Source organism: Streptomyces sp. NPDC058001 (genome assembly GCF_042886315.1).
Classification (GTDB): Bacteria; Actinomycetota; Actinomycetes; order Streptomycetales; family Streptomycetaceae; genus Streptomyces.
The window spans coordinates 275,987-293,430 of sequence record NZ_JBHVQT010000007.1; the positions used below are offsets into that span (position 1 = coordinate 275,987).

Sequence of the window (17,444 nt, forward strand, 5' to 3'; positions counted from 1 at the left end):
GCGGTACATGGTGCCGACGTGCACACCCTCGTCCCTTCGAGGGCCGTCCCCGGTGATCTTCGCGGACACAATGCCTCGCCCGGTGAGCCTGGACACCACGTCATCGGCCATGTGCGGGATGTGGGAGTTGGCGGGCTTCGGTTCAGCAGGGTGTCACCGGTGGAAGGGGGTCACCGGTCCGCCACTTCCTCCAGCGCGCCCGCCGTCCCCTCCAACACCAGTTTCAGGCTGCGCAAGGCGTAGTACACACGGGACTTGACGGTGCCTCGCGGGATACCGAGGTCGTCCGCCGCCTGCTGGGTGGAGCGGTCGGCGAAGAACGTCGCCTCAAGTACCTCCCGGTGGGCGGGGGTCAGCGCCTGGAGCGCGTCGTGGAGCACCATGGACGACAGCATCCGTTCGATGTCGTCCACGTCGGCGCTCATGTCGCCCAGCCAGGTCGTACCGCTTATCTCCGGCGGACGCGCCATCCGGGTCCGGTGCGCGTCCACGACGAGGTTGCGGGCGACCCGGAACATCCAGGGCCGTACGGCCATTCCCTCGTCGTCGGCCAGGTTCTGCTTGGTCCAGCAGCGCAGCAGCGTCTCCTGGATGACGTCCTCCGCCCGGTACGCGTCCCCGTCCAGCATGCGCAGCACATACGAGTACAGGGCCGGGCCGTGATCCAGGTACAGATCGCGTAGCGCCCTTTCCTCGGCGGAGCCCGCGCTCGCCGATCCGATGGCCGTCAGGTTCATGGCTGTGCTCCTGCTCCTCGGGTAGCCGGCCCCAAGGGGGGAGCGCGCTAGGGCCCCTGGGCTGCTGCCAGGGGCTCCTGGTGCTTGTGGGGCTGGCGAGCAACGGAGTGTTCCGATGAGCGGTCCACGTTCGTTTGACGCCCGTTGTACGAGGCGATGGACGCGCCGGTCAGGTGGGGTGCGCGGGCAGTGTGCGCGGGGGTTGCCCGCACGGACTCAGACGTACTCCGCCGCCAACTCGTCCATCTGTACGCGGATCTGTTCCGCGAGGTGCGCCTGGGCGGGCGACAGCAGGCCGCGCCGGTCCAACTGGTCCCACATGTGCAGCAGTTCGGTGCCGTGCGTGGTGGCTGCCTGATCGTCCTCCAGGTGGTGCCAGACGGCCGTCGCCCGCACCACCTCCGCCCGCCCGTCCCCGGCCCGGCAGCGGATCCGGGCGACGGCCAGGGCCAGCACGATGGCCTCGCGGTGGTCGCCGGACAGATGCGCGAGGTCCGCCTCCACGGCCCGTGCCTCCACCGCGTGCAGGTGCTCGGCGCCCACCGTGTCGGTCAAGGTCCCGCGCAGCGCGGTCGCTTCGGCGAACGCCTCGTCGTACCGGCCGGCCTCCACGCACGCGTTGATGCGGTCGACCTGTTCGGTGAACTCGGCGGGGAGGTCGATGACGACGGCGGGGACCGGGACGGCGGAATGTGCAGAGGCCGGCGCACGGACCGCGGCGGTGGCACGGGCGCGTGCGCGGGCCACCGCGACGGCGATGGCGGAGGTGGGGGAGGTGGGGGAGGTGGGGGAGGTGGGGGAAGTCTTGGTGAGGGCCGGCTCGGGCTTGCGCTTCGGTTCCGGCTTGCGCTCCGGCTCCACCTTGCGCTCCGGCTCCGGTACCGGCTCCGGTGCCTCCTCGGGCGCGAGGACATGGCTCGAACCGTCCGGCGCCACCTGAAGGACGAAGTGGTCCGCGCCGGGGCCGTCGTTCACCGTCGCCTCGACAGCGGCGCCGCGCTCCTCCGCGTAACGCTGCAACCGGTCCAGTACGGCCTCGTGCACGGACTGCCCCGGCGCGGGAGCGAGGGGGTTTCCGTCGATCTCGGCGAGTCCTTCACCGGATATGTGCACCTCGTAGCGGGCCATGGATGTCCTCCTCATACGGCGTCCTTGTCGGCGCCGCCGGGTTCGGGTTTGAGCGATTCCGGTACGGAGGGGGTGACGCCGGGGGTGGCCCCGGAGGGCGGGGCGCCGATGCCCTGGTACTTGGCGAACTGGACGCGGATGGAGAAGACGTAGCCCTGGGCGTCGTTCGTCTGCGGCATTCCCTTGGCCTTACGGACCTCGTCGATGCCTACGTGGTAGCCGGCCAGGGCGAGGTCCAGGACGCTCGTGGGGTTCCCTTCGGCGTCCGTCTTCTTGACCTCGCCGCTGTCGATCATCTTCTGGGCCTGGTCGGCCAGTTCGCACAGGTAGCGGCCCTGCGCCATGATCGAGTCCGCCGCGTCCGTGGCGGAGGTCTTGTCGTTGTCGTCGTCGTCCTTGCCGTACTTCTCGAAGATGTCGGGCGGCAGTTGTGAGACGCCCTTCTCGCCATGCGCGCCGACGAGGGACGCGTCGAAGCCGGACTCCTTCTCGATCTGCGACGCGATGACGATCGGGCCGATGGCGGAACACAGCTCGCCGGCCTTCTTGATGTGCTCCGCCAGGTCCGTGGGAACCGTGGAGACGTCCAGTTCGCCCTTGCCGTCGCCCTGGAGGATGGTCAGCGACTCGTTGGCGGTCTCCTCGTTGGTGCTGTCCCCGCCGCCGCCACCTCCGCCGAAGAGCAGGATCAGTGCGATGAGCGGGGCCAGCAGGACCCCGAACCCGCAGATGATGATCACCACGATCGCCGCGCCGCCCAGGACCACCGGGGAGAAGAGGCAGCCGCAGCCGGCGCCCGCGGCGATGGTGTTTCTGGCCGCGTTCGACTTGTTCTCTCCACCGCCCTCTCCCGTCCCGCTCATGAGCGCCTACTTCTTCCTCTCGCCTTGAACCGCTGCGGCCACACGACCCGTTGTGCTGTCCGACGGGCTCGGAGTATGCAAACGGGCCGCAGAGCAATCGGGTTCAAATCAGTGGAAAACAGATGAGTCAGAGCAGCGGAACCATGAGCGGCGAAAGGGGTGGGGGACCCATGGGCACTCCTCCGGCGTCGGGCCCGCAGTCATGGGTACGGGGACCGAAACCGGCGCAGCCCGAACCGCCCCGGCAGACACCCCCGAAGACGCGGCCCGCCGCGGACGGTGACGCGCCCGGTCCGGCGCCGAATACGGGCGCTGCCAGATCACGTACGGGCGCGGCCAGACCACGTACGGGCGCTGCCGGTCCGGCACCGAGTACGGACGCCCCCGTACGGCCCCGCCCTCGCACGTCGGCCCCGGCGACCCCGCAGCCCACCCCCGTACGACGTGCCACTCCCGCACGCCGTGCCGCCCCTGCTCCCGCCCCCGCTCCCGCTCCCGCCTCCGATGCGTCCTGGGACGAGTCGAAGCGGCCCAAGGCGGCGCGGAAGACGGCGCGAAAGAGCGCGCGGACGGCGGACAGCGGCGAGGTCGGGTGGATCAAGGCGCACGGCGGGTCCGGTGCGACCACACTGGCCGAGGCCCTCGGCGGAGTGGATGTGGGAGCGCGCTGGCCTGACCCCAGGAAGGGCGAGCCGCGCCGGATCGTGCTGGTCGGCAGGACCAGCGCGGACGGACTGCGCGCGGTCTCCCGGGTGCTCCGCGCGTTCGAGGAGGGGAAGGCCCCGAAGGGGCTCGACCTGCTGGCCGTGGTCCTGGTCGCCGACGCCCCCGGACGGCTGCCGCTCAGTCTGCTGCGCCGCGTCCGGGTGCTGCGCTCCGTCGCCCGCGTCTACCGGGTGCCGTGGATACCGGCCTGGCGCACGGGTGGCCGCCCGAAGTCCCCGCCCAGGCGACTCGCCATGCTCGCCGAGCTGGTGGGCGGCGACGTGTACGGATCGGGGTCCACGTCGTGACCCGTTCCCTGCTCGTCGCCCGGTTCCTGGCCGCCAAGCCCTACAGCCCGCCCGTGGGCGCCGGCACGATTCTCGGGATTCTGGCCTGGTGCGTCTCGGCCGCCGGAGTCGCCGGACTGATCTTCGTCGGCATCCAGATGTCGCTCCAGTTGCGCCGCGGCGATCCGGGCGAGGGCGGCGAGCACTTCCGCGGTGTCTTCTACGTGTTCCTCGGCTGTGTTCTCGCCGTGACGGCCGGTCCGCTCGTCGCGGCCCTGGGCGACCTGTCACTCCGCGGCGGCCCCCCCTAGACCTCCCTGGTCCTCCCTGGTTCTCCCTCGTCCTCCCCAGCTCCTTACGCACCCTCAAGCACTCCCAGTCACTCACCCAGTCGCTTCCCGCCCACCGCTCGATCCGGGCCCCATTTCTCGGAGATCCCCATGTCCTCGTTGCTGCACAAAGCCACCATCTTCCTGGCCGCACCCGATCCCGGTGGGGCCGAGTCAAAGGTTCCGACGCCGGGGAGGAGCGCTCCGAAGGAACTCACCACCATTGTCGACACGGTCCTCGGCATAGCCGCCTGGGCCGGTACCGCCGCCGGCGTCGCCGGGGTCCTCATCACCGGCGCGATGATGGCCGTCTCGGTGAAGCGGGGCGAGAGTTCGGAGCACATGAGCCGGCTCGGCATGGTGCTCGGCGGCTGCATCCTGGTGGCCACCGCGGGCCCGCTCGTCACTTTCGTCTTCAAGTGAGCCGGCGGGCCGTCGAGATGTTCCTACGCAGGAAGCAGCGGGTCGAGGAGTCCGGGCCTTTCTGGAAGCAGCGCAGTTGGCAGCTGTCGGCGGGGTTCCTCGGCGTCGTCGTCGTGCTGAGCATTGTCGCCGCGCTGACGTCCGCCACGGACGACACCGGCGACCGCGCGCGTGCGGCGGCATCCGTCGGCCCGCTCTCCGGCGCCACGGTCATGAAGAACGGCCGGCCCGAGGGGTGCGACACCGACGACAGCGCGGGCGACACCGTACCCAAGGCCGCGCCCAAGAACGTCAGTTGGCGCAAGCTGGGGGTCGCGCGGGTGCCGGTCTCCTCCTCCGCCGGACCCACCAGAACCGAGGGGGTCCCGTGGTGGTGTTTCGCGCACACACCCATCGGCGCCGTACTGGCCGCCCACATCATCCCCTCGCAGATGAGCGGACCCCACTGGCGCACCGCCACCGAGCAACAGGTCGTCTCCGGAACGGGACGCGACATGTTCGAGTTCAAGCGGTCGGTCAGCCAGGACGTCGACCCGGAGACCAGCGGTGTGTCCGTCGCCACGTTCGCCGGCTACTCCGTGACCTCGTACACGAGCAAAGCGGCGACCGTCCGGCTGCTGCTCAGGGGCGAGCAGGGGTACGCGGCGACCAGCATCGTCCTGCGGTGGAGCGGCGGCGACTGGAAGATCCAGCCCACCGGCAACGGCTCCCTGCACTCCTCGGCGTCGTCCGTCACGAGCGCCGCCGGCTTCACCCTGTGGGGAGGTTGACATGGATTGCGGTGACGTAACCCTCAACTTGTTCTCAAGCTTCTTCAGCTTCCTCGGCAACCCCATCGGGACCATCCTCGACCTGATCTCGCAGTTCATCCTCGCGGCGGCGGTCCAGGTGTTCGGGGGGCTGACCCGGCAGGTCCCCACGTTGACGGGGACCAGTTCGTCGAAAACCATCGGCAGCCAGACACAGTGGATCGTGGTCTATCTCGCGGTCGGCTCGCTGCTCTTCGCCGCTGCCCGGATGGCCCTTGAGCGCAGGGCCGACGCGGGCAAGACGGCGATGAAGGGCATCCTCCGGGTCATTCTCGTCTCGGGCGCGGCCACCACGATCGTCATGGCCGCGGCCTCCGTCGCGGACGACTACTCCAAGCATCTGTTCGACGCGAGCGTGGAGACGCTCCTCGCGGGCATCGGCAGTTGCTCGGGCAAGGGCACCATCGAGAGCTTCCTGATGCTGGTCCTCGCCTTCCTGCTGCTGATCTCCGGCATCATCCACACGATCCTGATGTACATCCGGCTCGGCGTCATGATCCTCATGCTCGGCACCCTCCCGATGGCCGCCGCCGCCTCGATGACGGACTGGGGCGGCGGCTGGTGGCGCAAGCACATCGGCTGGATGATCGCCTGGCTGCTCTACAAACCCGCCGTCGGTCTCATCCTGTACGCGGGCTCGGTGATGATCACCTCCAGCAAGGGCACCACCGTCCGGGGCGAGACCGCGTTCGTCAGCGAGCGCATCGCCGGTATCGGCGTGATGCTCCTGTCCGCCATCGCGCTGCCCGCGCTGCTGAAACTCATCGTGCCCGCCACCGCCGCCCTCGGCTCGGGCAACGCGATGTCCGGCGTGGGACAGGCGGCGGGCAGTGTGGCGTCCGGCGCGGTCAAGCTCGGCGGTGGCAGCGGCAGTAGCGGCAGTAGCGGTTCCGGTGGGGGGATGGGTCCGAAGGGCCCGTCGGGCGCGGCCTCGTCGGGCGGTTCCGGCGGAGTGAGCGGAGCGGCCGGCTCCAGTGGCTCCAACGGGTCGGGCGGCTCCGGCGGTTCGAACAGATCGGGCGGTTCCGGTGGTGCGTCCGGCTCCGGCGCGTCCGGCTCCGGCTCCGGCGGGGGCGGTTCGCCCCAGACGGCCGGGGCGGGCGGCGGCGCCGCGGGCGGTGGGCGCGCCGCCGGTGCCTCGGGCGCCGGGGCGGCGGCGGGCGGCCCGGCCGGTGCCGCCGTCATGGCGGCGGTGACCGCGGCGAATGTCGCCGGAAAGGCCGTCACCGGCGCCGTCGAGGGCGCCGACGGCGAGAAGGGTCACAACACCTGACCCGGGAGCGTGACGACGCCGGACCGCCGGTCCGTCCCCGTCGTCTCCTCCCCCTGACCGGCCGCTGAGTCGCCTTCCCCCGGGGCGGCTCAGCGGCCTTCCCCTCCCCCACCACCATCCCGCCGCGCACCCGTCACTCCACGAAGGGAATCCGGACCCATGTCCACGGAAGCCGCCACCCATCCGACCTACGGGAACTGGCGCAGGCCACGGCGGCCGGGGCTCGGACCCCTTGGGCTCGTCGGCACCTTCGCGGTGTTCGGCGGGCTCATCATCACCCTGCTGGCGTCGCTGATCTCGCTGTACGCCGCGATCGTCGTGCTCGTACCGGTCGTCATGTTCGTGCTGCCGCTGGCCGTCCGTACCCCGGACGGGCGCAACGTCTACCAGCTGATCGCGCTGCGCATCGGGTGGCGGCGCCGGAAGGCGAAGGGCGCGCACCTCTACGTCTCCGGTCCGCTGTCGGCCCGGCCCGGTGGCCGTTTCCGCCCGCCGGGCCTGCTCAACAAGGTCACCGCGACCGAGAGCCGCGACGCCTACGACCGCCCCTTCGGCGTCCTGCACCACCCGCAGCGCAATCTGTACACGATCGTCCTCGGCTGCGACCCCGACGGCGGCTCGCTCATCGACCCGGACCAGGTCGACGTCTGGGTGGCGCTGTGGGGCGAGTGGCTGGCGCGCCTCGCCCATGAACCCGGGCTGCGCGGCGCCTCCGTGATCGTGGAGACCGCTCCCGACCCCGGTACCCGGCTCGCCCATGAGGTGCTGCCCCGTATCCGCCCCGACGCTCCGCCGGCCGCGCGTGCCGTGATGGAGGAGGTCGTCGAGCGCTACCCGAGCGCCTCCACCGAGATGCACACCTATGTCTCCCTCACCTACGGCGTCCCGGGCGGCCAGAAGCGCCGGAGGGACGACATCATCACCGACCTCGCCATCCGTATCCCGGGCCTGCTCAGCGGACTCGTCGCGGCCGGCGGCGGCGCCGCCTATCCGCTGTCGGCGGAGCGGATAGCGGAGGTCGTCCGCGTCGCGTACGACCCCGCCGTCGCCGCCGATGTCCTCAACGCCCGTGCCCAGCACGGCGGAACGGGCCTGGAGTGGGACGACGCGGGGCCCGCCGCGGCCGTCGAGAGCGTGCGGAGCTATCAGCACGACTCGGGTGTGTCCCGTACCTGGATGCTGACCCTGGCGCCGCGCGGCACCATCCGGTCCTCGGTGCTGCGGGGCATGCTGGAGGCGGCCCCGGGCACCCGCCGCAAGCGGGTCGCGCTGATCTATCGGCCCATCGACCCCGCCACCTCGGCCCGGATCGTCGAATCGGACCGGCGCAGCGCCCAGTTCATGGCGACGTCCGGCAAGGGCATGGTGCAGGCGCGTGCGGCCTCCGAGGTGAAGGCGGCGGAGCAGACCGCCGCCGAGGAGGCGTCGGGTGCCGGGCTCGTGGAGTTCTCGCTGATGCTGACGGTCACCGTCGACAGCGAGGAGGAACTGGCCGACGCGAACGTCACCGTACGCAATCTGACCGCGGCGTCGCGGGTGCAGATGCGGCCCGCGGACCGGATGCAGGCGGCGGCGTTCACCTGCACGCTGCCCGCCGGGATCCTTCCGTGGGAACAGACCCTCGTCCCGCACGAGATCCAGGAGGCGCTGTGAGCCGGGGTGAGCGCAAGCGCGCCGAGCAGGCGGACCGCCTGGCCGAGGAGCGCGCGCACAAGGCGCGGGGCACGAGGAAGCGGCCGGGCCTGGTCGACGACGCGGCGGACGGTCTGGGGGCGAACAAGGCGGCCCCGAAGAAGGCCCCGTCCCGTCCGAAGGAGCTGTACGTCCCGCCCCGGGGCTGGTACGGGGCGGGCGGTGGGCGCGTCGGCTATATGGATCCGCCGACCATGTGGCGCGCGACCACCGTGCAGGCGTGCGGCATGTGGCCGTTCGCCGCGGGGTCGGGCTCGCCCATGACGGGAGTTCCGCTCGGGCAGCATCTCTTCACCGGCGCCACGGTGTGCGGCGACCCTTTGAGCTGGTTCACCCGGGCCCGGTACATCTCCAACCCGTCGCTGTTCATGCTCGGTATGCCGGGCCTGGGCAAGTCGACGCTGGTCAACCGGATGCTGATCGGGCTCGCCGCGACCGGTGTCGTCCCGCTGGTACTCGGCGACCTCAAGCCCGACTACGCCGACACCGTCCGCGCGCTCGGCGGCCAGGTGATCTCCATCGGCCGTGGCCGGGGCGGCATCAACGTCCTCGACCCGGGTGCGATGGGTGCCGCCGCCGCGAAGATCGGTGGCGAGGCGGGTGAGGTGCTGAAGGCGGAGGCCCATGGCCGGGTCCTGAACATGGTCGCCGCGCTCATCACCATCGTGCGCGGCCGGCCCATGGACGACCACGAGCAGTCCGTGCTCTCCGCCGTCCTCCATCATCTGCGCGAACGCACGCCCGCCGGCCGCACCACGCTGCTGCCCGATGTGCTGCGGGTCCTCACCGAGGGCCCACCACGGGTACGCGCCGTCACGCTCGACCGGGGTGACGACACCCGCTACCGGGACGCCGTCGACCCGCTGCACCGGTCCCTGCTCGGTATCCTCGACGGCCCGCTCGGCGACACCTTCGCCTCCGAGACGTCCACCCGTATCGACCCGGACGCGCCCGCCGTGTGCATCGACATCTCCGGCATCGGTGAGGCCGACACCCAACTGACCGCCGCCGCGATGCTCGCCGCCTGGTCCGACGGGCTCGGTACGGTGGCCGCCTCGCACGCACTCGCGGACGCCGGACTCGCCCCCCGGCGCTGGTTCTTCACGGTGCTCGACGAGCTGTGGCGCCCGCTGCGTGCCGCGTCCGGCATCGTGGACCGTATCGACGCGCTCACCCGCCTCAACCGCTCGCTCGGTCTCGGCGACGCCAAGATCACCCACACCCTCAAGGACGCCGAGGCGCTGGGCACCGACGCCGACCGCGCCAAGGCGCGCGGCTTCGTGGAGCGGGCCGGGATGGTGGTGTGCGCCGGGCTGCCGAGGACCGAGATGGAGGATCTCGGCAAGGTGGTGGGGCTGTCACGGCGTGAGATCGAACTCGTCTCGTCCTGGTCGTCGCCGCCCGGCTGGGGTGTCAACGGCGAGAACGAGGAACCGCCGGGCCGGGGGCGCTTCCTCATCAAGGTGGGTGGTCGCCCCGGTATCCCCATCAAGGTGGCGATCACGGACGCGGAACGCCATCTGCACAACACCAACACCCGCTGGACACCCAACGAGGAGGGCGTCGAGCAGGCCGCCGGCCGCGCCGCCGCGGAGGTCGCACGGGCATCCCGGGAAGGGCCGCACGGATTCGGCGACGCGTCCGGTGTCGAGGCGCCGGCCGGGAGGTGGACCGCGTGAGCGGCCCGCGCGGAGGCGGTGGTCTGAACGATCAGTTGCCGTGGGCCATCGCCGCGACCGCAGGCACCGGCCTCCTCATGTTCACCGTCGCCTGGTCCGGCGGCACCCTCGGCGCCGGACTCGCGGGCCATGGCTGGGACACCCCGCCCTTCGGCCTGTCCACGGTCGCCCGTCTGGTCTCCGAAGGACCGGCCGCGCTGTGGCCGGGGGTTCCGGCGGGCGCCGTCTACGCGGGCATGCTCGGCCTGCTGGTGCTCATCGCGGTGCCGATCGCCCTCACCGTGCTGCTCCTCATGAACCGTGCCGCCCGCCCGAAGGGTCTCGCCGGACGGCGTGAACTCGCCGCCATGTGCCCGAAGGGCATCGAGGCCCGCGCCCGCGAACTGCGTCCCAGCCTCGACGGCCGCGAGCAACTGCACCCGGACGAGACCGGCAACCTCCTCGGGGACCTCGACCCCAAGGGCCCCGAACTGCGCAGCAGTTACGAGGATGTGGAACTCGACCTGATGGCGCCGCGCGCCGGCAAGTCCACCGGCATCGCCGTTCCCCGGGTGCTGCGGGCCCAGGGCGCCGTCCTGCTGACCTCCAACAAGTCCGATGTGTACGCCGTCACCCGCGCCGAACGTGAGAAGGCCGGCACGGTATGGACGTTCGACCCGCAGGGCATCGCGCACACTCCGCGCGCCATGTGGTGGGACCTGCTCGGCGAGTGCGACACCATCGAGGCGGCCCGTCGGCTGGCCGGTCACTTCGTGGCGTCGGTGAACGACGACACCGCGAAGAAGGACTTCTGGATCTCGGCCGCCCAGAACACGCTCACCGCGCTGTTCCTGGCCGCCGCGCGCAACCGGGCCCCGGTGACCGAACTCCTCGCCTGGCTCGCCGACCCGGCCGACCGCACCCCGGTCGACCTGCTCCGCCAGGCCGGACTCGTCGCGATGGCCGAGCAGTTGCAGGGCACGGTACGCGGCGCTGTGGAGACGCGCGACGGCATCTACGAGACCGCCCGGCAGACCGTCTCCTGTCTTCTCGACCCCGAGATCCTCGCCTGGGTCACGCCCGATCCGAACCTTCCGGAGTTCCGTCCGGACGAGCACGTCCTCGGCCACGACACGCTCTATCTGCTGTCGAAGGACGGCGGCGGTTCGGCGGCGGGGGTCATCGCGGGCCTCGCCGACGCGACGATGCGGGCGGGTGTGGTCGCCGCCGAGCGGATGGGCGGCCGTCTCGACCCGCCGCTGACCGCCGTGCTCGACGAAGCCGCCAACGTGTGCCGTATCTCCGATCTCCCGGATCTCTACTCGCACTTCGGCTCACGCGGCATCAACGTCGTGACGCTGTTGCAGAGTTACCGCCAGGGAGCCCGGGTGTGGGGCGAGGTGGGCATGGACGCGCTGTGGAGCGCGGCCACCGTGAAGCTCCTCGGCGCGGGTCTGGACGACGCGGACTTCGTGCAGAAGATCTCCACGCTCGTCGGTCAGCACGATGTGCGCACCCCCAGCATCTCCCGCAGCAAGGACGGCACTTCACGCTCGTACTCCTACCGGCAGGAGGCCGTGCTGCCCCCGGATCGCATCCGCGCCCTCCCCAAGGGCACCGCGCTCCTCCTGGCCACCGGTGTCCGGCCCGCCCTGATCCGGCTGCGCCCCTGGTACAAGGAGCCCGGCGCCGACGCGATCTCGGCGGCGGCGAAGGCGGAGACGGCGGCCATCACCGCACGGGCCGCGAGCCGTCTGCTCGGTGGCCGTCCGACCGGTGGCCGTTCGACGGGTGGCCGTCCGACGGGTGTGCCGCTGGCCAAGTCGCCTCCCGCCCCCCGGGACGCCGCCCCGAGGTGATCGTACGCAGCACCAGCTCGGCGGGCCCGTACCGTGTGCGGGCCATCAGCCGTGTCCCGACGGCGAGTTGGATGCCGAACAGCACCAGGCACCCCGCGAGGACGACAACGGTGCCGACACGGTCGTAGAGCCCGAAGCCGTACCCGGTGAACACGCACGCGAGCACCAGCGACTGGGTGAGGTAGTGGCTGAGCGCCATCCGTCCGGAGGCGGCGAGTACGGCCGCCGCCCGGCCGCGCGAGTGGAGCAGCAGAAGCAGTCCGCAGACGTACGACGCCGTCAGCGCCGGTCCGGTCAGCACGGCCGCCGCGTGGCCGACGAGGAACCAGCGGCTGTCCAGCGGCCCGTTCGCGCACACCGCCGTGACGACACCGCCGGCCAGCCCGATCGGCAGCCACCGTACGACGGTCCGGCGCAGCCATCGCCGGTCGTGCGCACGCCGTTCCACCAGGCCGGACTTGGCCGCCGCGAGGCCCGCCAGGAACGCGGCCAGCATCTGAGGGGCGTACAGCAGATTCGCTTCGAGCGTCGCCGGCAGGTCCCGCAGATGGACCCCGAGCACCGAGAGCACTCCGCCGCGGTGGGCGGCGACGGTGTCGGCGACCAGGGGTGCGTAGCGCTCGGGTGTCAGCGGCTCGGTGGCGGCCACGGTGAGCAGCCCGTATCCGAGGAGCAGCACGGACAGGCCCACGAGGAGGCAGGCCGCGATCCGTACGGCGGCCCGGGGGGTCAGGCCGCGCAGGCCGTACAGGACCAGTGCCAGGGCCGCGTACATCGTCAGGATGTCGCCGGGGTGGAGCAGCACGGCGTGGGCGATACCGATCCCGAACAGCCCCAGCGTGCGCCGCAGATGGCGTGGCGCGAACGCGGCGCCCGCCCGTCGCGCGGACCGGGTCTGGAGCACGAAGCTGTAGCCGAACAGGAAGGCGAACAGGGGGTAGAACTTGGCGGAGACCAGCGCGGTGATCAGCCAGGCGGCGACCCGGTCGGCGTCGGACGCCTCCGGTCCGCCGCCGAGCGCCGTGTAAGGGCCCGACATCATCAGGGCGTTGACGAACAGGATGCCGAGCAGGGAGAACCCGCGCAGCACATCGATCTCGTGGACCCGTCCGGGCGGGCCGGGGTCTCCCCCGCCCTGGCTCATCGTGTCACCGCGAGCGCGGTACCGAACGTGAGGGTCGCCGCGAGGAACCATCCGAACGGCGGGGCCAGCAGATGCCGCGGCGCCCATACCCGGGCCGCCTGGGGCCGGTCGCGCGGATAGGCCACGGGCACGGTGTCGCCGATCGGCGGCAGACCGTACAGCGCCCCGTACGCCCCCGGATCGAGGACGAACGACCGCCCCAGGTGGTCGTTGAACGCCACGAGCCCGCCGCGCCTGCGGTCGGTCGCCGTCCGTGCCGTCACCCGGCCCACGACGAGTACTCCCCGCACCGCGAGGAGCGCGATCGTCGCCGTCTGCCGGACGGCGACCAGCAGAAACCCGGAGCCCAGCCCCACGCCGAGGGCCAGGAGCAGCAACTCCGGTTCCATCAGGCCGCCTTCACTCGCCGTACGTGCTTCCCGCGCACAACGGATGCCGGGTGTCACTGGTTCACGCGTCCTTGAACCGCCCTGCGGGAGCCGTCCGTTGTGAGTGCGTACTCCCCGATCTGTGCGGGCGTACTCCCGTCCCCGCCCCGGTCCGACCGTACGAAGGGAGCTTCGGCCCAGATGAGACGGCCCATGCGCACTCAAGGCCAACGGGCGGCGACCGCGGTCGCCCTGGCCTGCGCTCTGACGGCGACGACCCAGCAGGCCGCGTACGCCGACCCGGAGACCCTGACCGAGGTACGCGCCCGGCTGGAGCGCCTCTATCACGACGCGGGTGTCGCCACGGACAAGTACAACGGTGCGGGCGAGAAGGTGGCGGCGCGGAAGAAGCAGGTCGGCAAGCTCAACGCCCGCGTCGATGCGACGGAAGAGGAGCTGACCCGCCTCACCTCACTGGCCGGAGCGGCGGCGCGTGCGCAGTACCGGAACGGCGGTTTCCCCGCCGAGTTGCAGTTCGCCCTCGCCCCCGACCCCGGCCACGCCCTGGACAACGCGGGCCGCAGTCTGCGGGCCCAGGAGACCACGCGGGACGTGATGACCGGACTGACGGCCGCGCGCGAAAACCTGCGCGCCCGCACCGCCGAAGCGGCCGGCGAACTGAAGCGGCTGGAGGCGAGCCGCCGCGAGATGGCCGCGGAGCGCAGGAAGATCAAGCGCGACATCGCCGCCGCCGAGCTGCTGGAGTCCCGCCTCGCCGAACCGGAGCGCCGGCGTCTCACCGACCTGGACGACCAGGAGGCCCGGGACGCCCAGGCGAAATGGGTGGCCACGGGCATCCTGAAGAAGATCGGCACCAAGGCGACCCCGGCGGGCCGCAAAGCCATCGCCCACGCCACCCGTCAGCTCGGCAAACCCTATGTCTGGGGCGCCGAGGGCCCCGACTCCTTCGACTGCTCCGGGCTCACATCGCAGGTCTGGCTGGCCGCGGGCGTCCGCATCCCGCGCACCTCGCAGGAACAGTGGCGCCGGCTGAAGCACGTCCCCGTCGAGAAGATGCGTCCCGGCGACCTCATCGTCTACTTCTCCGGTGCCAGCCATGTCGCCCTCTACATCGGCGACGGCCAGATCATCCACTCCCCGCGCCCCGGACGATCGGTGACCGTGGCACCGGCCGCGTCGATGGCGATCCTCGGGGTGGTACGGCCGGACGCGTGAGGACGCGGGGCAGAGCGGAGGCCGATACGCCGTCCGTCGAGCGGGCGGCGTATCGGCCGGTTCACGGCGAGCCGGAACGCGAACGGCGGCCGTCCTTCAGCAGGATGGGTGATTCACCGAGGCGCCGTCTTCGCCGAACTGATCACTTGCGGCTGCGGCTGGAGGAGCTGCTGCTGGGGGTTTCGGTCCACGTCGTCTGACGCCGGACGGGCCTGCGGACGTCACCCTGCCTCGCCAACCCACTCGTGTCCGCCTGGGACGGGCTGTCCTGCCCCCGTCCCCGCCCCTGCCCTTGCCCCTGCGCCGCGAAATAGGACGTGTCCGCGTTCTGCGCCGCGCTCGTGGGCGTATACCGTGCCGCCGCCGACGAAGTCGAGTACGCGCTCGGGTCCACTTCCGTGTCCTGCCGCCGAGCCCGCGGCCTTCTCGAATCCTCGTAGTTCACGGGCCGGAAGGTCACATCGGCGTCGGCAGGCCGACCTTGGCCACCGTGCCGGGGCCGCGGCTGTCCCGCCGCCGGCTCCGCCACGTCGATGTGGTCATTGCGGTGCTGGGTGAAGGTCTGGCCCTTCTTCTTCCTGGCCTCCTTCGTCTCCTGGCTCGTCGGACCAGTCGTCGCGAGCGAGGCGATGGCCGTGCCCTGCTGCACCAGTCCCGCGGCCTTGCCCACCCAGGGGGCGAAGGCGTTCGTGACTCCTCCCCCCAGGGCCACACCCTGCGCCACCGCCCTGACCGAGTCCTGGACCACCCCCGAGTTGAGGCCGTCCTCCGCATAGGTCTGGCGCGCGGAACTCACGTTGTTGTACACGTCCCAGCCCTGCGTGAGCGTGTTCAGAACGGAGCCGGTCGTTTTCGCGGCGAGCCCACCGGTCTGGGCCGAGGCGGGCCCGTACGCCTCGACCGTCGATCCGGCCAGGACGAGCGAGTTGGCGATGACCTTGACGCCCGTGATGATCTCTTTACGGTTGGTCTCCACCCACTGCTGTCCCTGTGCCAGCCATACCTTCCACCCTTCCTGACGGTCGGGGACGGCGGCGTACAGGTTGTTGCCCTGGTCGATGAAGCCCAGCGATGACCCATCGGGGGAGGAGGGGAAGCTCGCGCTGTCGTACAACTCCGGTGTCTCGTCCGTGAGGGAGGGCCGCCGCCCTCTCTCCAGGTCGATACGCCAGACGGGGGTTTCGGGCATGTCGTGTGTCCTTCCCGTAGCAGGAGAACTGCTTGCCGTCGAACTCAACGGAACCGGAACCGGGTTGGTTCAAGACACACTTCGGGACCGACCGGCCGACTCGGCCGTCGATGCCGCGACCGCCGGATCACGCGGGCGGCGGCGCGAACGGGTCGACGACGTCCACGACGGGAGTCTCCTTGCCGCGGTGCATGCCGGGCTTGCAGCCGGCGAAGGGGCCCTGCGGGTCCCGCAGGGTCGCCATGACCGGTGACATGTAGTCGCGGTGCCACATGGCGGGGCCGGTCAGCGGAGATCCCGGACCGGTCAGGTCACCCCAGGCCAGCCACAGGCCGTGCAGTTGGGCGATGGCTTCGGGGTGTTCCCACCAGCGGGCGCACCAAGGGGACGCGGAGGTGACTTCCCTGCCGTAGACCGGCAGCAGCACATGGTGGGTCCAGAGGGTGAGCTGACGCAGCGTGTGCGCGTAGGCGGGCCCTTCCAGGTAGAGGATGAACAGCGGCGGCGCGAGGGGTTCCTGCGGGGCGGCGGGGTTTCCTGTCCCGGTGCCGGGGTTCTTCGTCGGTATGGCTGGCACGGCTCTCCGTAGATCTGGTTCATTGTCCGGTCCGGTGTCCGGTTCTGTGTTCGGTCCTGTGGCCGGTTCTCCGTCGGTGGGTTCACCGCGTCGGGCCACTCCGGGCCTGGGCGGACGGGTTCCTGACTGGTTGGGGGGTGCCGGAGCGGGTCCTCCGGTGCTGGGCGGCGGGTCCGAACGACGAGTCCTGGATGGACTTCATGCCCTCCGTGCCGACCAGGGACTGCCTGTCGGCGGGCAGGGCTCCGGCTGGGGCACCCGGCCCCGACGTCCGGGTGACCTGACGATTCGTCGCGGGGTCCTGCGGTCGCGGGTGCTTCTCCAGTTTTCCGGGCCGCTTGACTTCGCGGGCCGCGACCCCGTCCCGGGAACGCTTGCGCTGGTCCTCCCGGTGCAGCGCGTTGGTGACACACGCTTTGACGATCGGCATGCTGTCGGGTGCCGTGCGATACGCGTCGTCCAGCCTCTTGTCGGACCTGAGCACATGGAGCACCGCGTCCTCGAATGCCTCGTACTGGCGGGGCGAAAGTCCTTCGACCGCCCTGTCGAGGCGCATGAGCGTCATCTGTGCCGCCGCCGTCCTGGGGTCCCGCATCTCGGCGGCGGGCTGCTGCTGCCCCCCGGGCGCGTACCCGCCCCGGCCCGGCGGGCCGACCTCCGGACCACCGCCGTACGAAGCCTCTCCCCCCGTCGGCGCCGACCGGCCCATGAGGCGATTCCACGCGTCCCGCAACACCCCCACCAGGCTTTCGGACATGGAGGGTTCGCGAAGTTCGTACTCGGCGGCGATCAGGTCCCGCGCCATCCTCATTTCGGGGCCCGCGCCGATCGCCCGCCTCGTTCCCTGGGGCCGCGGGTCGTTGTCCGCCATGATCGCCCTCTCTCCTCGGTTCTCTCCCTGCCGGACTCGCATGGATCGGGTTTCCTGGACCGGGTCTGCCGACATGGGACACGACGGGCGGTTTGGGCCGGCGGTTCAACCCTGGCCCCCGCGGACACGAAAATGTCCGACCTGGGTGAACCGTCCCCCTCTCCACATCCGTTGGAGGTACCAACGGGCTCCGCAGGACCGTCGGACAAAAGTGCTTCAGCCACGACCTGTTGGGCTCGGAACACCTTGGCCAACAACTCTCTGGACTGATGGGAGCGTCACGCAATGCCACAGGA

The 17,444-nt window shown here is 71.2% G+C and carries 16 protein-coding genes and 1 pseudogene; 9 read left to right on the top strand and 8 right to left on the bottom strand.

What is annotated here, in order from left to right; genetic code table 11:
• Positions 1–170: 170 nt before the first annotated feature.
• The 3 genes from ACFVT5_RS19295 to ACFVT5_RS19305 form a co-directional block, all read right to left on the bottom strand.
• Positions 171–737 carry a sigma-70 family RNA polymerase sigma factor gene (locus ACFVT5_RS19295; protein ID WP_389888836.1) on the bottom strand — a complete coding sequence of 189 codons (567 nt, stop codon included), beginning with the start codon at positions 735–737 and terminating at the stop codon, positions 171–173.
• 216 nt (positions 738–953) lie between these two features.
• The gene (locus ACFVT5_RS19300; RefSeq protein WP_389888839.1) at positions 954–1,865 is read right to left on the bottom strand and encodes a hypothetical protein; all 912 of its coding nucleotides are present in this window, start codon (positions 1,863–1,865) and stop codon (positions 954–956) included.
• A gap of 11 nt (positions 1,866–1,876) precedes the next feature.
• Entirely contained in the window at positions 1,877–2,728 is an 852-nt protein-coding gene (locus ACFVT5_RS19305) for a lytic transglycosylase domain-containing protein (RefSeq protein WP_389888841.1), read from the bottom strand.
• A gap of 170 nt (positions 2,729–2,898) precedes the next feature.
• Between ACFVT5_RS19305 and ACFVT5_RS19310 the strand changes: the two genes are divergently transcribed.
• From ACFVT5_RS19310 to ACFVT5_RS19345, 8 genes are all read left to right on the top strand, one after another.
• Positions 2,899–3,741 carry a DUF6668 family protein gene (locus ACFVT5_RS19310; RefSeq protein WP_389888844.1) on the top strand — a complete coding sequence of 281 codons (843 nt, stop codon included), beginning with the start codon at positions 2,899–2,901 and terminating at the stop codon, positions 3,739–3,741.
• Complete coding sequence (locus tag ACFVT5_RS19315) at positions 3,738–4,031, top strand: hypothetical protein (protein WP_389888847.1); 294 nt, start codon at positions 3,738–3,740, stop codon at positions 4,029–4,031. The genes ACFVT5_RS19310 and ACFVT5_RS19315 overlap by 4 nt, the downstream gene beginning before the upstream one ends.
• 129 nt (positions 4,032–4,160) lie before the next feature.
• Positions 4,161–4,472 carry a hypothetical protein gene (locus tag ACFVT5_RS19320; RefSeq protein WP_389888850.1) on the top strand — a complete coding sequence of 104 codons (312 nt, stop codon included), beginning with the start codon at positions 4,161–4,163 and terminating at the stop codon, positions 4,470–4,472.
• The gene (locus ACFVT5_RS19325) at positions 4,469–5,242 is read left to right on the top strand and encodes a hypothetical protein (RefSeq protein ID WP_389888852.1); all 774 of its coding nucleotides are present in this window, start codon (positions 4,469–4,471) and stop codon (positions 5,240–5,242) included. The genes ACFVT5_RS19320 and ACFVT5_RS19325 overlap by 4 nt, the downstream gene beginning before the upstream one ends.
• A 28-nt stretch (positions 5,243–5,270) precedes the next feature.
• On the top strand, positions 5,271–6,554 hold the full coding sequence (locus ACFVT5_RS19330; RefSeq protein WP_389888855.1) for a hypothetical protein: 1,284 nt from the start codon (positions 5,271–5,273) through the stop codon (positions 6,552–6,554).
• A 159-nt stretch (positions 6,555–6,713) separates the two neighbouring features.
• On the top strand, positions 6,714–8,207 hold the full coding sequence (locus ACFVT5_RS19335; RefSeq protein ID WP_389888858.1) for an SCO6880 family protein: 1,494 nt from the start codon (positions 6,714–6,716) through the stop codon (positions 8,205–8,207).
• The gene (locus ACFVT5_RS19340; protein ID WP_389888860.1) at positions 8,204–9,925 is read left to right on the top strand and encodes an ATP/GTP-binding protein; all 1,722 of its coding nucleotides are present in this window, start codon (positions 8,204–8,206) and stop codon (positions 9,923–9,925) included. Before ACFVT5_RS19335 ends, ACFVT5_RS19340 begins: the two co-directional genes overlap by 4 nt.
• Positions 9,922–11,763, top strand: coding sequence for a type IV secretory system conjugative DNA transfer family protein (locus ACFVT5_RS19345; RefSeq protein WP_389888863.1), 1,842 nt, complete (start codon positions 9,922–9,924; stop codon positions 11,761–11,763). Before ACFVT5_RS19340 ends, ACFVT5_RS19345 begins: the two co-directional genes overlap by 4 nt.
• Before the next feature lie 49 nt (positions 11,764–11,812).
• Here the strand turns inward: ACFVT5_RS19345 and ACFVT5_RS19350 are convergent.
• A pseudogene (locus ACFVT5_RS19350) lies at positions 11,813–12,994 on the bottom strand (DUF418 domain-containing protein); the annotation flags it as partial.
• Entirely contained in the window at positions 12,904–13,296 is a 393-nt protein-coding gene (locus ACFVT5_RS19355) for a hypothetical protein (protein WP_389888866.1), read from the bottom strand. The pseudogene ACFVT5_RS19350 and the gene ACFVT5_RS19355, both read right to left, overlap by 91 nt.
• 192 nt (positions 13,297–13,488) lie before the next feature.
• Between ACFVT5_RS19355 and ACFVT5_RS19360 the strand changes: the two genes are divergently transcribed.
• Positions 13,489–14,511 carry an NlpC/P60 family protein gene (locus tag ACFVT5_RS19360; RefSeq protein ID WP_389888869.1) on the top strand — a complete coding sequence of 341 codons (1,023 nt, stop codon included), beginning with the start codon at positions 13,489–13,491 and terminating at the stop codon, positions 14,509–14,511.
• A gap of 142 nt (positions 14,512–14,653) precedes the next feature.
• Here ACFVT5_RS19360 and ACFVT5_RS19365 read toward each other — a convergent pair whose 3' ends face one another.
• The 3 genes from ACFVT5_RS19365 to ACFVT5_RS19375 all read right to left on the bottom strand — a co-directional run bounded on the left by ACFVT5_RS19365 (position 14,654) and on the right by ACFVT5_RS19375 (position 17,148).
• Entirely contained in the window at positions 14,654–15,700 is a 1,047-nt protein-coding gene (locus tag ACFVT5_RS19365; protein ID WP_389888871.1) for a hypothetical protein, read from the bottom strand.
• A gap of 127 nt (positions 15,701–15,827) precedes the next feature.
• On the bottom strand, positions 15,828–16,268 hold the full coding sequence (locus tag ACFVT5_RS19370) for a DUF4913 domain-containing protein (RefSeq protein ID WP_389889438.1): 441 nt from the start codon (positions 16,266–16,268) through the stop codon (positions 15,828–15,830).
• A 91-nt stretch (positions 16,269–16,359) separates the two neighbouring features.
• Positions 16,360–17,148, bottom strand: a complete 789-nt coding sequence (locus tag ACFVT5_RS19375; protein ID WP_389888874.1) for a hypothetical protein — start codon at positions 17,146–17,148, stop codon at positions 16,360–16,362.
• Positions 17,149–17,444 lie beyond the last annotated feature (296 nt).